The sequence below is a fragment of the Clostridium aminobutyricum genome (genome assembly GCF_017255415.1).
Classification (GTDB): Bacteria; Bacillota; Clostridia; order Peptostreptococcales; family Anaerovoracaceae; genus Aminipila; species Aminipila aminobutyrica.
This window is the reverse complement of record NZ_JAFJZZ010000010.1, coordinates 1-14,744: the sequence shown is the minus strand read 5'-3', so window position 1 is coordinate 14,744 and position 14,744 is coordinate 1. Positions and strand designations below refer to the sequence as shown.

15 protein-coding genes are annotated in these 14,744 nt (G+C 41.0%); 1 reads left to right on the top strand and 14 read right to left on the bottom strand.

Features of this window, described 5'->3' with window-relative positions; translation table 11 throughout:
• Positions 1 to 8: 8 nt before the first annotated feature.
• The 14 genes from JYB65_RS15005 to JYB65_RS13965 form a co-directional block, all read right to left on the bottom strand.
• Entirely contained in the window at positions 9 to 1,988 is a 1,980-nt protein-coding gene (locus JYB65_RS15005) for a sulfatase-like hydrolase/transferase (RefSeq protein ID WP_206583324.1), read from the bottom strand.
• A gap of 45 nt (positions 1,989 to 2,033) precedes the next feature.
• The gene (gene rsmA / locus JYB65_RS14025) at positions 2,034 to 2,912 is read right to left on the bottom strand and encodes a 16S rRNA (adenine(1518)-N(6)/adenine(1519)-N(6))-dimethyltransferase RsmA (RefSeq protein WP_206583323.1); all 879 of its coding nucleotides are present in this window, start codon (positions 2,910 to 2,912) and stop codon (positions 2,034 to 2,036) included.
• A gap of 35 nt (positions 2,913 to 2,947) precedes the next feature.
• Positions 2,948 to 3,484: a ribonuclease M5 gene (gene rnmV, locus JYB65_RS14020; RefSeq protein WP_206583322.1), complete on the bottom strand. Its 537-nt coding sequence runs from the start codon at positions 3,482 to 3,484 to the stop codon at positions 2,948 to 2,950.
• A gap of 29 nt (positions 3,485 to 3,513) precedes the next feature.
• Positions 3,514 to 4,062 carry an FtsB family cell division protein gene (locus JYB65_RS14015; protein ID WP_206583321.1) on the bottom strand — a complete coding sequence of 183 codons (549 nt, stop codon included), beginning with the start codon at positions 4,060 to 4,062 and terminating at the stop codon, positions 3,514 to 3,516.
• Complete coding sequence (yabQ, locus tag JYB65_RS14010) at positions 4,014 to 4,391, bottom strand: spore cortex biosynthesis protein YabQ (RefSeq protein ID WP_206583320.1); 378 nt, start codon at positions 4,389 to 4,391, stop codon at positions 4,014 to 4,016. The genes JYB65_RS14015 and yabQ overlap by 49 nt, the downstream gene beginning before the upstream one ends.
• Entirely contained in the window at positions 4,388 to 4,648 is a 261-nt protein-coding gene (gene yabP, locus JYB65_RS14005) for a sporulation protein YabP (RefSeq protein WP_206583319.1), read from the bottom strand. Before yabP ends, yabQ begins: the two co-directional genes overlap by 4 nt.
• A gap of 134 nt (positions 4,649 to 4,782) precedes the next feature.
• Positions 4,783 to 6,609 (bottom strand): sensor histidine kinase, encoded by a 1,827-nt coding sequence (locus JYB65_RS14000; protein ID WP_206583318.1) that lies wholly within the window; start codon positions 6,607 to 6,609, stop codon positions 4,783 to 4,785.
• A gap of 3 nt (positions 6,610 to 6,612) precedes the next feature.
• Positions 6,613 to 7,311 carry a response regulator gene (locus JYB65_RS13995; protein ID WP_206583317.1) on the bottom strand — a complete coding sequence of 233 codons (699 nt, stop codon included), beginning with the start codon at positions 7,309 to 7,311 and terminating at the stop codon, positions 6,613 to 6,615.
• 151 nt (positions 7,312 to 7,462) lie between these two features.
• The gene (locus JYB65_RS13990) at positions 7,463 to 8,626 is read right to left on the bottom strand and encodes a pyridoxal phosphate-dependent aminotransferase (RefSeq protein WP_206583316.1); all 1,164 of its coding nucleotides are present in this window, start codon (positions 8,624 to 8,626) and stop codon (positions 7,463 to 7,465) included.
• Positions 8,627 to 8,789: 163 nt separating this feature from the next.
• Positions 8,790 to 9,623, bottom strand: a complete 834-nt coding sequence (locus JYB65_RS13985) for a MetQ/NlpA family ABC transporter substrate-binding protein (protein WP_206583315.1) — start codon at positions 9,621 to 9,623, stop codon at positions 8,790 to 8,792.
• 37 nt (positions 9,624 to 9,660) lie between these two features.
• A complete protein-coding gene (locus JYB65_RS13980) occupies positions 9,661 to 10,686 on the bottom strand; it encodes an ornithine cyclodeaminase family protein (RefSeq protein WP_206583314.1) in 1,026 nt (341 codons plus the stop codon).
• Between the two features lie 37 nt (positions 10,687 to 10,723).
• Positions 10,724 to 11,404 (bottom strand): methionine ABC transporter permease, encoded by a 681-nt coding sequence (locus JYB65_RS13975; RefSeq protein ID WP_206583313.1) that lies wholly within the window; start codon positions 11,402 to 11,404, stop codon positions 10,724 to 10,726.
• A complete protein-coding gene (locus JYB65_RS13970; RefSeq protein ID WP_206583312.1) occupies positions 11,385 to 12,431 on the bottom strand; it encodes a methionine ABC transporter ATP-binding protein in 1,047 nt (348 codons plus the stop codon). Before JYB65_RS13970 ends, JYB65_RS13975 begins: the two co-directional genes overlap by 20 nt.
• A gap of 226 nt (positions 12,432 to 12,657) precedes the next feature.
• Positions 12,658 to 13,119 carry a TspO/MBR family protein gene (locus JYB65_RS13965; RefSeq protein WP_206583311.1) on the bottom strand — a complete coding sequence of 154 codons (462 nt, stop codon included), beginning with the start codon at positions 13,117 to 13,119 and terminating at the stop codon, positions 12,658 to 12,660.
• Positions 13,120 to 13,407: 288 nt separating this feature from the next.
• Between JYB65_RS13965 and JYB65_RS13960 the strand changes: the two genes are divergently transcribed.
• Complete coding sequence (locus tag JYB65_RS13960) at positions 13,408 to 14,679, top strand: S8 family peptidase (RefSeq protein WP_206583310.1); 1,272 nt, start codon at positions 13,408 to 13,410, stop codon at positions 14,677 to 14,679.
• Positions 14,680 to 14,744: the final 65 nt, after the last annotated feature.

Genomic DNA, 14,744 nt, shown 5'->3' with positions numbered 1-14,744 from the left:
ATGAACTCCTATTCTGTTGTACTTAAAATTTCTTTGTTCTTTTCTACTTGGCTTACTTTCATTCTGCTTGCAGCAGAAGGGTCCACTTCTTCTTTTAAACCTAAAACCGAAGGCCCTAAGAAAATAGTCTTCAAGATTTTGCCGTCTAAAGAAATCTTACTATATTCTGTAAAGTTTTCACCCTTAATATAGAGGCTGTCTCCAACTCTCACTACTTCGTCTACCTTGATTGGTTTCACACCCATCTTCATGTCAATAGGTTCATACGGGTTCTTCTCGTTAAAAATATAATTCTTTCCGTAAAGCATATCGTATTGAATCATCTTCAATCCCCGTAAATAGGTCGGGCTGTCTTTATACTCCTGATGATATTTTGTGGTTACGCCCATGTGATAGCCCAACCGGTCAAATACTTCAGCAGATAATTGATAGGAGGACAGATCCTTGTTTTCCTGCTTCATCTTGTAGTTGCTCCAAATCACATATTGTGTCTGGAACAAAGAACCATCCTTCATCTCGTCTTCTGTCATTTCAAGGGCCGGTAAATGATCTCCGTAAATAACCAGAACCACTTTCTCGTCATAATTCTTAAGGATTTCCGTTAATTTTCCGATAAACTGATCCATTTCATATATTTGATTCACATAGTACTCATATTGCCACTTCAACTCTTGCGTCGGTGCGGAAAGAACTTGGACCGCAGGATCTTGGATCACCTGCTCCGTTGGATATTTTCCATGTCCCTGCACCGAACAAGTATAAATAAAGTCTTCGGATTTTGTTGAATTCAGTGCATCTAATATCTGTTCCGTCAATACGCTGTCTTTCGCCCAATTCTTTGGCGTTTTAACGACGTGATTCATATACTCTACAGAGGTAAAGGTATCAAATCCTAAATTCCTAAATACTACATTTCTTCCATAAAAAACGGCTCTGTGATTATGGATCGCATGAGTAGAGTAGCCGATACTCTTCAGATCATACGGTATACTCTCACAGGTTTCTTCGGTAAGAATGGATTTATAGGGATACTCTCCTGGGCCGAAAAATTTTACATTCATTCCCGTTAACACTTCAAACTCTGTATTGGCGGTTCCCGCACCTACAGCCGGTACCGTCAAATAACCGGACGAATAATTTTCCAATAAGTCTCTGAAATTCGGAATCGGATCCTGTGAATATGTATAATCCTTCACCATGGTTGGGTCAATAAAGGATTCCATCTGTAAATATATTACATTCGGATGTGTTTCTCCATCATCCTTCACGGTTGGCTGAGAATAATTATTCGGCCCCAATTCCCCTTTATTAAAGGTATTGAGCACATTCTGGTCCGAATAGCCCGGAGGTCTGCGAATCCCGGTATTGAGCCATGTATTAATAAAGCAATAAGGCACGCCATAGTCCCGATAAGCATACGCTAAGTTTCCAAAGAACGTATCCACTACTTTTGTCTTTACGGCTAAATCCGAAACACCCGCCAATCCTAGGCAGATGGCCAACAGCACGATTAAATTCTTCTTATAATTGATCGCTTCTTTTTTCCTTGGTGCAAACTTAAAAAGCAGGCTTACAACAATCATTACTAAAACAACTGCGCCAATGATTAAACCAATCTCAACTTTCGATAAATAGTTTGTCACGATGGATAAACCATCATCAAATACAGCGAGGTCTTTTGTGGTAAACGGTGTCATACGTTCTCTTAAAATGACCCCATTGACTACCCCCAGGGTTACCCACAAAATAGATACTATAATATACGTAAACACTCTGCGCTTAATGATCAATCCTATGGTTAACGTTGTAAATATAATCGACACATTGTACATAAACACTAATGGAGAATGCACAAAAAACAATAAACCGCCAGCCAAAGAATGTCTAGCAAACGATTCAATAAAAAGATTTAATACAAATGCTAGTACAATGCATAAAACCCCTGCATTATGCAAATATTTCTTATAAAATACTTTTAACTTTTCCACTACCTTTTCCTCTTCTTTTTCCCATTTTACCTTCTAAGCTGCCGCTTAGCCCCTTTGGTAATTGTAAATTTCGTTTGCCAATAATGCAAACTCTTCTATATTCATCGTCTCAGCCCTTCTCATTGAATCAATATGGATTGATTGCATTACCTGAGCGATTGCTTCCTTCGATAAACCACATACACCCGACAGCGAATTGAGCATCGTCTTTCGTCTTTGCCCAAACCCTGCTCTTACACACTCAAAAAAAACTCTTTCATCAAAAAGCTCCACCGGTTTGTCTTTTCGAATATCCAATCTTATTACAGAAGAATCCACCTTAGGCTGAGGAACAAATACTTCTTTCGGTACATTTGCAACGGATGCAACACTGCAGTAATATTGAACAGCCACCGAAAGCGCCCCATATGCCTTTTTGCCGGCTTCTGCCTTGATACGGTCCGCAACCTCTTTCTGCATCATAATGGTGATGCTATCCGCCTTTACACCCTCTTCAAGAATTTTCATGATAATGGGGGTGGTAATATAATACGGTAAATTTCCGATGATGCGTACGCTCTTTGTCTTTCTGCCATCTATTTCTGTATTGCTCTCAATGATTTGATTTAAATCCGTCTTCAAAATATCCTGATTCAAGATCTCTATGTTGTCATATTCCGTCAGCGTATCCTTCAAAATCGGGATAAGATTTCGATCGATCTCAATCGCAATCACTTTGCCTGCCACTTCTGCGGCGGCCGCTGTCAATACACCGATACCCGGGCCTATTTCAATCACCAAATCGTCCTCTCCGATGAAAGAATCCTCGATGATCTTATCTATAATATTTTTATCTGTCAGGAAATTCTGACCTAAACTTTTAGACAGCTTAAAATCATATTGTTCCTTAATTTGCTTAATGGTTGATGGTGCATATAATTTCATGCATTTCTCCTCTTTTATGCGTATTTAATACGGTTCTAAAGCCGTTGTGCCTTTTCTTCAAACTGTTCTCTTGAAATACCGTATTGATTTAATTTGTTCAAAAATGCAGCACCATTTCCGTATCCGATACCTAGTGCCTTGCCAAGCTTTGCCCTTTTTTCAGAGGAACCGCTTCCGCCGACCAAACCATAGCGTATTAAATCCGACATGTCAAATTCGATGAGTACTTGTCCCATCGTACATTGTGCTTTCTCCAGTGCTTCAATAATCGACTCAGGCCGAGCATTTTCAATTCCGATATCTCCATCCTTTGTGGCATCGGCACGGGATAGAAAGGCCTCTTTCGCATTTGGAAATTTCGCCTTTATTTTTTTTCGAATTTCTTCACCGGCAAAATCCGGATCCGTAAATATAATAATGCCCCGGGTGAGATAAGCTTTTTCGATCAGTTCCCATGTTGACTTTTTTATTCCATATCCATGGGTAGCGATGGTCTCCGTATCAAGTGCCCTTTTTATCGCTGCCTGATCATCCCTGCCCTCTACTACAATGACTTCTTTGATGCTTTCCATTTTTACCTCATGCTCTCCGGCAGCTCTGCTTACAGAATATCCTCTTCAGCCGGCACGGTGTTATCTTGAGTCGTTCCCCCGCCGCTGCCCGGCAGCGTATCGGTGACAGCAGGTTTTGTACTTACCGCAGCTCCTGTCGAATTCTCATCTGGGAGAATATACAAGACCTCACCCGGCTTGACCATTTTTAGCTGTTCCCTCGCTTGCTGCTCTATATACTCAAGATCATTTACTTTCCCTAATTCTTCGTTTAATTCAGTCCGTTTATCTTTCAGCTCTTTATTTTGAGCAACGATGTCTCTATATTCATTTTGCAGCGAAATGACATGAAAAGCAGAGACACCTATAACTGCGATAATGCCAAGCAATATCCCCATATAGATCAGTCTCTTTCGATTCCTTTTAACGATTTTTCTTTCGGAGAGTTCTTCCTTCTCATTTGGTCGATCTTTGCTTTGCCGCTTCTGAACAATTTCTTTTCTTCTGTTTCTTCTTTCTTCTCTGGCTTGCTCCAGATCGATTACTTTGTTTAAGTTCTTGAATTCCCTGCTTCTTCTCTTTTTCCTTTGTTTAAACATTTGCAGTCACCCTTTGATATTTTACCACAAAAGAAAAAAGTCCACAACAAAACTCCAACGATAAATGAACATATTACATGTACACTTAGCTCTCCGAAACTGCAGTAATACAAGAATTCGCTGGTAATGACACCAGCTGCAACCCAAAAGAGGATTTCAAAAAAGGCAGCCATCCATCTTCTCGTTATAATCAATAGTTTAAAGCGGCAAAAAAGCTGATAGAGCAACGCGATTGTCATCCCCGCACAAAGCATTATGCCGCTCTCAAGAACCTGAGACCGTATCAGGTCAGTCATCACAAATCCTGCGCTAATAGCGGATTCCGTCATTCTAAAATCCTTCTTAACAAGCTTTTTTCACTCTTATTCTTTTTCTCTGTATAGGATGCCGAATTGAACTCTCCGGTGATAATCACCTTTCCTTCTGCAAGATCGAGCTTTTGAATATGCAATTTTTGTCCTTTTACAACTAATCCCCCGTTTTTTAACGTAATTAAGATCGTGTCTTCATTGAAACTGTCTACGTCTGCGACTTCCGTTACCGTCAACCGCTCACGATTATCAATATTTAAAACATGGTTTTCCATACAATCGCCCCCTCTATTTTTATACTATTCAAAAAGAGAGGAAAATAGAACGATTACCTATCGTAAGCACAATTTCTCTCGGCAAGAGCAAAAGCTGCCTTTAAAGACAGCCTTGATTTTTCATATGGGATTTTTTACTCTATATTACGAACACCTTTTTTTAAGGAAAGCGGAAGGGCAATAGTAACCTTTGTTCCCTTGCCGTCTTTACTTTCCAGTTTGATGGTTCCTTGATGCGCTTCCACGATCTGCTTGGATATAGCGAGTCCCAAGCCGGTACCGCCAAGATCTCTGGAACGTGCTTTATCCACACGGAAAAACCGTTCAAATACTCTGGACTGTTCCGTTACCGGGATCCCGATTCCATTATCCGTAACAGTGACCACTGCATTTTTCCCCAGTTTCAACACATCAATATCGATTCTTCCGCCCTCTTTTGTGTATTTGATGGCATTGCTCAATATATTCAAAATCACTTGTTCAATCCGATCCTTATCCATGTCAACAGGAATTCGCTCCTCTAGATTGAACAAACAATTTAAGTGTTGTTTCTTATTGTTCGCTGTGATCTCAACCTTCTTCACTGCCGCTTTAATCAAGCTGACCAAATTAGTTTCTTTTCGATTGAGGATTTCTTGATTGTTATCCAGTCTGGAAAGCTGAAGCAAGTCTTTCACCAATCGATTCATTCGATCTGCTTCGGCATTGATAATTTCCAAGAAATTGCTTACGGTCTCTGCATCCTCCACACAGCCGTCCAATAACGTCTCCGTATAACTTTTTATGGTGGTCAACGGAGTTTTTAACTCATGAGAAACATTTGCGACAAAGTCCATCTGTATATTTTCCAGCTTCTGCCTCTGGGTAATATCCTGCAGGAGCAGGATAATGCCCATGTCATTCCCGCTTTCATCTTTAAACCAATCATATCGGGTGGCATAGGTAAATCCGCCTTTTTCAAATATCCCTGAAAGATCTCCTTCTGTACATTTTTTCATGAGCTGCTCTAACGTCAGTTCTTCACTTAATTCTTGAATCAAACTGTCATAGCTTCGCAGGTTCAGCTCTGCGGCCGTCGTCCGAAGCATATTTAATGCGGCCGGATTGGCATGAATAATCTGCCCGGAAAGGTTCACCGCAATCAAGCCATCGCCCATGTGCTGAAGAATCGTCTCCATTTTATTCTTTTCACTGGAAATTTCCGAAAGCGTCGCATCGAGCTGGGTTCGGAGCAGATTGAACATCTCTGCCAGTCGACCGATTTCATCATTTGATTTGACGCTGACCTCCTGCGAAAAGTCGCCTTTGGCCATTTTCTCCGCCTTTTCCGTCACATCGTTAATAGGCGTTGTGATGCTTCTTGCAATAAAAACCCCAAGCAATACGGTAATCACTAAGCCGATTGCCATCGCTTTTACAAAAATTAGTTTAGAGTATGTAATATTCTCATAAATACTGCTCATGTCTGCACGGATATAAATAACACCCGAAATAATATCTCCACGTTCTATAGGAAACGCCATATTCATGACGGGAATAGTTGAATTCTGACTCATGATATTGCCTTGAGACTGTGATACCTGTCCGTCTAAAGCCGTTAGAATTATTTTTGAATCCAGTACATCAATGGCACTTTGACCTTGATTGACATTGGTGGAAGCAACAATCATATAGTTATCATCTACCACGAAAATGTCCTCTTGCAGGGTCTTTTTCCACGCGTCGATATTGGACTGAATTTCCTGTTGATGCTGGCTCAAGTTTTTATAGCTCTTCAACGAAGTAATCAGCGTACCTTCTTTTACGGTATTCGTCAGATTGTTCTTTGTGGAATCAATATAATAGGCTTCCAGCTGATTAATAATAAAGACCCCAATAATGGTCATCGCAATAAAAACCAGTAAACAGTAGATCAATACGAGCTTCCAACGCATACTACGGCCGAAGTTTTTAACATCCATCAATTAAGGCCTCCTAAAGTAATATCCGATTCCTCGCTTTGTCATAATATACTTTGGATCGCTGGAATCGTCCTCCAGCTTTTCCCGGAGTCTTCTTACTGTTACATCTACCGTTCGAATGTCGCCGTAATACTCATAACCCCATACTTCTTCCAAAAGCTGCTCTCTCGAAAACACCTTATTTTCTCTCTCTGCCAAGTATCTTAACAGTTCAAATTCTCTTAAAGTCAATTCCAGAACCTGCTCGTTCTTTCTTACTTCATACCGGTTCATATCTATGGACAAATTAGCAAAGTCTTGAACATTGGAAGGTTCACCCTTTACACCAGCAGTCAAATCCGTTCTTCTTAGGTTGGCTTTGATTCGTGCGATCAATTCTCTCATACCAAAAGGCTTTGTTATGTAATCGTCTGCCCCCAGCTCCAGTCCCAAAACCTTATCGACTTCTTCTTCCTTGGCTGTCAGCATGATAATCGGTACAACACTGGACTCCCTTACACGCTTGCATACTTGAAATCCATCCATTAAAGGAAGCATGACATCCAATAAGATCAGATCCGGTTCCATTCTCACGGCCTTGTCTAACCCCTCTTGCCCATCATAAGCAGCCTCTACGTCAAATCCTTCTTTCGTCAGATTAAATCGGATGATATCTGAAATAGCCTTCTCATCTTCAATAATCAATACCTTTTTTGAGTCCATATAATGCGACCTCCCTTTATTCCCCAATACTAGATTGTCTGCGCAACCGACATAATTATATCAAATAAACGCCATTTCGTCAAAAAATACTGCGATCTCAACGGAAAGGAATTTCTTCCATTATAAACAAGATTTTCTTTTATGGGTATTTTTACTTCAAAAGCTTGGTCCGAATATGCTGCAATCGGTTTAATGCTTCGTTCAATGTATCCTCTTTTTTGGCAAAATGAAGCCGTATTAAGTGATGAATATCCTCTTTAAAGAAGCTTGACCCCGGAACGGCTCCAACCCCTACCTCCCGGGCAAGTACTTCACAAAACTCCAAATCGTTTGTATAGCCAAATTCAGATACGTCCAACAATATATAATACGCACCCTCCGGATTTGTATGTGTAATACCAATGGAGTCTAGTCCGCTGATAAGCAACTCTCTTTTCTGTGTATATTTCTTCTGTAAGTCAAGGTAATATTCCTCTCCGAATTTGAGCCCGACAATGGCCGCTTCTTGCAGCGGTGCAGCCGCACCGACGGTCAAAAAGTCATGTACCTTTTTAGCGACGTCAATAACGCGGGCCGGTGCAATAATATACCCAAGACGCCATCCGGTGATGGAGTATGTCTTTGACAAAGAGCTGCAGGAAATCGTTCGTTCAAACATACCCGGAAGAGAGGCAAAATACACGTGCTTGTGCGGCTCATAAATGATGTGCTCATACACCTCATCTGTAATCACAAACGTATCGTATTTTTCTGCGAAATCAGCAATGATTTTCAACTCATCATAGGTGAAAACTTTACCGCAAGGATTAGAGGGATTACACAAAATCAATGCTTTGGGACGCTGTTTAAAGGCCGCCTCCAATTCATCTACACGGAATTCAAAAGTAGGCGGGTGCAGGGAAACATAAATCGGTTCCGCTCCGGATAAAATCGTATCGGCTGTGTAGTTTTCATAAAACGGGGAAAAGACAATCACCTTATCCCCCGGATTCGTTACCGTAATCATCGCCGCCATCATCGCTTCCGTGCTTCCGCAGGTAACCACCATCTCACTGTTCGGGTCCAGTGGAATGCCCATCCGCGGGATTTGTTTTTCGGCAAGTGCTTCTCTGAAATTTTGTGCCCCCCAAGTCAGCGAATATTGATGCGGGCCATCCGGTGATAGCTCCGCCAGCCGCTCTAAAATCTCTCGGGGCGGTGCAAAATCCGGAAATCCTTGAGAAAGATTGACGGCATCGTATTGCAAGGAGATCCGAGTCATTCGCCGAATAACCGAATCGGTAAAATTTTTCGTTCTATCTGAAAGTTGTGGCATAGTCATTCCTCCTGATTAAATTAAAATTGAGAAAACTTACACGCGCTAAAAAGTCATTGAATTGAATCGTCATAGGACCATCTTACGATATTTTTACGGAAATCAAAAGGGGAATCAGAAAAATTTTATTACTGATCCCCCTTTTTCTTAGTCGATTATCAATTTACTTCCAAGCTGCAATGTATGCACCCTTGAATACATCCGCAAATACGGCCTTTACTTCTTCCGACTGGTATGCGTCTACCACTTTCTTATATACTTCATTGTCTGCATCTTCCGTTCTTGCAGCAATCAGATTGTTATAGCTGTTACCGGTATAAAAATTCACATCATCATGGAAAATCGAATCTTTTCCCGGATTTAATCCGCTGTCTAATGCATAGTTGCAATTAATAACGCCGGCAGCCACGTCCGGAAGTAAAGTATACACGTTGGCAGCGTCTACTTCTACGAACTCAAGGTTCAGCGGATTTTCGGTAATATCTGTTAATTCAGGGCTGTCGCCTGCGTTTGGATCCAATTTAATGAGTCCGGCCGATGCCACTACCTTTAGCGCTCTTCCTTCGTTGGATGCATCATTCGGTACGGCGATCTTATCCCCTTTCTTGATTTCGCTGATATCTTTAATATTCTTAGAATAGATATTCATCGCGGAGATGTACGTATCGCCGATTGAGGTAATTTTATACCCGTTATTTTGTACTTCACTATCCAGATACGCATGGTGCTGGAACGCATTCAGATCGATTTCACCATTGTCTAAGGCTTGGTTCGGTGTGGTGTAATCGGAAAAGCTTACCAGCTGAACGTCGATTCCTTCTTTGGCAAGGTTTTCAATGATCGGAGTCCACATCGCGTTGTCTTCTCCTACTACCCCTACCTTTACGGTTACCTTGTCAGCATTTTCTTCACTGTCTTTTGAACTCTTTCCGCAGGCTGCTACACTCACAGCTAACGTAAGCACTAAAGCTAGTGCCAATAATTTCTTAAGTTTCATTTTCATTTCCTCCTTTTTCTATATAAACATTTACTATTTATAGCGGCAGTTTTCGTCCGATTCCGGTTTCCAAGGCTCTGTCAAACAGCGACCGTACGACGAACATATCTTCAACCGCCATACCAACATTGTTGCACACAATGAGTTCATCTCCGCTCTCTCTGCCTTTCTTCGTTCCGCCGACCACTTCTCCGGTTTCCGCGTAAATCGCCGGAAGCCCGTCCGGATAATAACCATAGCCTTGCAATAATTGATGCTGTTCAATACTATCCACCAAATATTTATCCGCACGTTTAATGGTTTTGTCTTCATAGAGCGAGTGGCAATCGCACAATAGAAGGGTTTGCCCTGCGCCGATCCATTCATCTTTAATCTTAGGTTCCGGCTTTTCAGTGATAACCGTCGCCGAAGTCAGAACCTCTGAACTCTTCGCAATTTCTTCAAAGGACTTTGCCTTTATGATCTTTGCCTGAATCTCCGGTTGGAAGTCTTGAATGAGACGGTCGGCAGCTTCTTCCCAAATATCATAAATGATGATTTTCTCTAATTTTGGAAGTACGTCACTGATGTTTTTCACATGTTGTCTGCCTTCTACACCGCAGCCGATCATTCCGAAGGTCGTTGCATTGGAATCCGCCAATACTTTCGCAGAGGCATAGCTTACCGCCGCAGTTCGAATTTCCGTGACATAGATACAATCCAGAATAGAAAGGGGAACCCCCGATAAATGGTCGTTAAATAGGATTAAGCCGTTTGCCTGACTGTATCCATAGCGTTTTTTATTCTCCGGATAACAAGAGCCCCACTTAATCCCTGCCGCATAAGCTTCCGGAACGTAAGCCGGCATCGCATGGAAAAAGGTCTCCGGTAAAGGATGAATTCCTATTTTGGCAGGCATATCGGTCTTTTTTGCACTATAAGCAATTAGGGCCTTTTCGGTCAGTTCCAGCACCTCACTTGGTGAGAGGGGTATTTTCCGAACATCTTCTTGTGTCAGATATAACACTTCTTTTCCGATATCCAAATACTCAGATATCCAATTTCGATATTCTTCTTTGGTCATCTTATCTTCCTTTCCTATACAACATTTTATATTTATTCTAGTGCGTACTCTTTCTCTCAATGAAATTTCCTGTAATTTGAATCAACGTAACAAGGAGAACAAGCACCAGTACAGTGACATAGGTGACATCGATTTGGTTTCGTTGATGCCCAAATCTTATAGCGAAGTCTCCAAGCCCTCCAGCTCCCACAGCTCCTGCCATGGCCGTCAATCCAATCAAAAAAATCAACATGATTGTGGTTGCTCTGGTGATTGCTGCCACACTTTCCTTTAAATAAACGCGAAAGATAATTTCTATCGGACTTGATCCCATGGATTGAGCTGCTTCAATCAAACCATAATCCATTTCCGCCAGTGCACTTTCAATTTGTCTGGTAAAAAAGGGAACCGTTCCAAATACCAACGGAACAATAGCACCTTCAACACCTATGGCAGTTCCTGCAATCCATCTGGTCAAAGGAACCAACGCTGCCAGTAAAATAATGAAAGGAATGGAACGGAAAAAATTCGTTGTTTTATCGAGAATCTGATAAATAAACGCATTTTCTAAAACGCCGTCTTTCTTTGTCACTGTAATCGCCATCCCAAATAAAAGTCCTAAAAGGAAGGACATCGATCCGGACCAAACGAGCATGATTAGCGTTTGTTCAATACTCGCGTAAAACACCGGCAGCTTTGACATCACATTTGGAATAAGATTAAGTAAGAGTTCTTGCATCTAAAATCACCTCCACTCCAACATTTTTACTTTGCAGATAAGAAATCGCTTCGTCGATATTCTGCTTTTCACCGCTGATGATTGCTACTAAACCGCCCAGCGGCTCTTCGCCGATTAATTCAATGTTTCCAAAGATAATATTTGCATCTATATGAAACTGTCTTGATATTTGGGATATCAGCGCTTCCGAAACATTTCTCTCTAAATATTTCAGTTTTAAAATGCACTGCCCTGCCTTTAAGTTTGTTATAGGGGCTTCTTCCTCTATCAACGAATAAATTTTAGATAAATTAGACGTTGTATCAATAAAATCTTGAGTGATTTTTTGCTTTGCCGTTGCAAATACAGAAAAAACATCTCCCTTTTCTACAACACTTCCTTTTTCCATGACGGCTACTTTATCGCAAATTTCTTTTACGACCTGCATTTCATGCGTGATGATCACGATAGTCAGTCCCAGCTCCTGATTTAATTTTTTCAACAACTTTAAAATGGACAGTGTCGTCTGAGGGTCCAGTGCACTGGTCGCCTCATCACAAAGCAAGATCTGAGGATCGTTGGCAAGGGCACGGGCTATGGCGACTCTCTGTTTCTGACCGCCGGAAAGCTGAGAAGGATAGGCTGTTTCTTTATCCTTTAAATCCACCAAATCCAATAAGGAATACACCTTCGCTCGAATTTCGCTTTTCGTGAGTCCGCTGCTTTTCAGCGGGTAGGCAATATTTTGAAACACGGTTCTAGACGCGAAGAGGTTAAACTGCTGAAAGATCATACCAATTTTTTTTCGGGCCTTGCGCAGCTCTTTTTCAGACAACCCTGTCAACTCTGTATCATTTACGAAAACCTTTCCTGATGTGGGAACTTCAAGCAGATTGATACACCGAACCAAGGTTGATTTACCGGCTCCGGAAAAACCGATGATACCATAAATTTCACCTTGCTGAATGGTAAGAGAAACATTATTCACTGCATAAACGGTCTGTTTCTCAGTATCGAAAGTTTTGCTTATATTTTCTAGTACAATCATTCTGTTTCTCCCCTTCATTATCAAATTTGTAAGGTACTATTGCTTATTTATGTAATTTATTTTATTCGCTCGATCACGTTAAATATATAAAACGTATTTGTTTTATACGAATTAGACTATAACTGATTCCTTTTTGTTTGTCAATATGATTTTGTCTTTATCCTGTAAACCCCAACTAAAAAGCAATAGGCAGAATGATTCTTCCTGCCTCTTCTTGCTTTATCTTTTAATTAAACATGGCAATTTCAAAGTTTAAATAGGTGGCAAATAGTATCCATAACAAATAAGGAATCTGTAAGAACGCCGCCGTTTTGTTTACTCTATAAAAACGCTTTATCATTAGCACAATAGTAATTAACAACAGCAATAATACAAAAAAAGCCGGAAAATACATTTTTAAATTGAAAAAAATAATCGGCCATATAAAGTTTAGCATAAGCTGAAGAGCGTACATAAGTAAGGCCTTCTTTTTATAAGGTGAATTTGAAATAAAAACCAAATATGCAGAAATTCCCATCAATGTATATAGTATTGTCCACACAACCGGAAATACAAATCCTGGCGGTGCATATTTCGGTATAATCAGCTGATTATAAAGTTCCATCGAATTTCTGGTCAAAAATCCTGACAAGGCCCCTATTCCTAAACTGATCAGTAGACTTATCACGAAAGCTTTTACATTTTTCATTTTTTCCCTCCCGCTTTTTAATTAGGTATATGCAAAACCCCCAAAACTATTCTTTTCTTTGTTTTTATTAATCGTATATTTATTATATACATTTTAAAATTGTATCACTGTATTGGTATAGCCTTACTTTGATGTGGTATGAAATGATCTCTATTTTTATTATCTTTACCCGTAAACTTATTCACTAAACGTTCCCGCCAATCAATAAGCTGCGCTAACAGAATAGAATCTTTCTGCATACTATGATATATCCATTCCGATATGGAATGTTCAACAAGGAGGTTCCTTATGAAATCAGGCAAGGGCACAATGCCCGTGATTATATATTCAAAACGTACGATTGATTCTATAAGAGATTGTGTACTCGAGAATTACGGAACAATTAAATATGAATTACCTTTTATTAATGCACTCTGTGTTGAGGTCCCCGCTAAAAAACTTGGATATATAAAATGCAATGCGGACATTGCTCTGATATCCAAGGATGCGGTTGTCTCAAAGCTTCCGATTCCCGAAACCGATACAGAAACCGAGCTTTCCAGATTCGGTATTTCAAGCTTAAATAATAATTTATCAAAGCTTTTTAAAAAGCTTAACAGTTCCAAACCGAAAGCAACAAAATGCACGTTCAGCAATTCTTGCGGGGGAGACGGCGTTACGATTGCTATTATAGATACGGGATTAGCTCCTCATTATGATGTGATCAAGCCTACCAACAGAATCCTTGCTTTTAAAGATTTTGTCAATAATGCTTTTATTCCTTATGACGATGACGGACACGGAACGCATGTAGCCGGAATCGCGGCAGGAAGCGGCTATCTATTGGGCGGTCCGGATATTTTTGAATTGCTCAAAATGCTTTCACCGGAGCAAGTGTGTAACATCGCTTGCATGGGAACAGCCCCCAATGCAAAAATCGTGGCGTTAAAAGCTTTAGATCAAGAAGGCAATGGGAGTACTTCAGATATTTTAGCGGCTATGCAATGGGTTGCTGATAACCATCTTAAATACAATATTCGCGTTGTGAACCTTTCCTTAGGTATTGATGCGACCAGCTTTGACATAAACGGAGACGGCATTGACGATGTAGCGGATCCCTTAGTTTTAGGTGCAAATGCCCTTGTGAACAAAGGGATTACAGTGGTAACCGCTGCCGGAAACGGCGGGCCTGAGGGCGGGACGATCTCCTCACCGGGAACCAGCCCCTACGTGATCACGGTGGGCTCTGCAGCTTACGATAAAGGAAAAGACTCTGATTCTTGGAAATGGTCCATTCCGGAATTCTCAAGCAGGGGCCCCACCGCAAACGGAACGACCAAACCGGACATAGTTGCCCCCGGTGTAGAGATCCTTTCCCTGTCCGCAAATACCGGTAAACAGTATTTGAGACAGTCCGGCACCTCTATGTCTGCTCCCGCAGTTGCCGGTGCTGCTGCGTGCCTGCATGCAGCCTATCCAAAGCTATCACCGGCACAAGTTAAAAGAATCCTCATGTCCAGTGCCGTACCTTTAAGTGAAGTGCCAACAAATGCACAAGGTGCGGGTCTTTTAAATCTATAAGGTGACAGGGTTTTTCTCTAAAGACCCTTTTCCAAACATAAAAGGCTGACATCTTGATGTCAGCC

Coding starts and splice junctions, on each gene's coding strand:
- JYB65_RS13970 (WP_206583312.1), bottom strand. CDS start 12,431: ATGATTGTACTAGAAAATATAAGCAAAACTTTCGATACTGAGAAACAG.
- JYB65_RS13990 (WP_206583316.1), bottom strand. CDS start 8,626: ATGCCACAACTTTCAGATAGAACGAAAAATTTTACCGATTCGGTTATT.
- JYB65_RS13995 (WP_206583317.1), bottom strand. CDS start 7,311: ATGGACTCAAAAAAGGTATTGATTATTGAAGATGAGAAGGCTATTTCA.
- JYB65_RS13980 (WP_206583314.1), bottom strand. CDS start 10,686: ATGACCAAAGAAGAATATCGAAATTGGATATCTGAGTATTTGGATATC.
- JYB65_RS13965 (WP_206583311.1), bottom strand. CDS start 13,119: ATGAAAAATGTAAAAGCTTTCGTGATAAGTCTACTGATCAGTTTAGGA.
- yabQ (WP_206583320.1), bottom strand. CDS start 4,391: ATGACGGAATCCGCTATTAGCGCAGGATTTGTGATGACTGACCTGATA.
- JYB65_RS14015 (WP_206583321.1), bottom strand. CDS start 4,062: ATGTTTAAACAAAGGAAAAAGAGAAGAAGCAGGGAATTCAAGAACTTA.
- rnmV (WP_206583322.1), bottom strand. CDS start 3,484: ATGGAAAGCATCAAAGAAGTCATTGTAGTAGAGGGCAGGGATGATCAG.
- JYB65_RS13960 (WP_206583310.1), top strand. CDS start 13,408: ATGAAATCAGGCAAGGGCACAATGCCCGTGATTATATATTCAAAACGT.
- JYB65_RS14000 (WP_206583318.1), bottom strand. CDS start 6,609: ATGGATGTTAAAAACTTCGGCCGTAGTATGCGTTGGAAGCTCGTATTG.
- JYB65_RS13975 (WP_206583313.1), bottom strand. CDS start 11,404: ATGCAAGAACTCTTACTTAATCTTATTCCAAATGTGATGTCAAAGCTG.
- JYB65_RS13985 (WP_206583315.1), bottom strand. CDS start 9,623: ATGAAACTTAAGAAATTATTGGCACTAGCTTTAGTGCTTACGTTAGCT.
- yabP (WP_206583319.1), bottom strand. CDS start 4,648: ATGGAAAACCATGTTTTAAATATTGATAATCGTGAGCGGTTGACGGTA.
- rsmA (WP_206583323.1), bottom strand. CDS start 2,912: ATGAAATTATATGCACCATCAACCATTAAGCAAATTAAGGAACAATAT.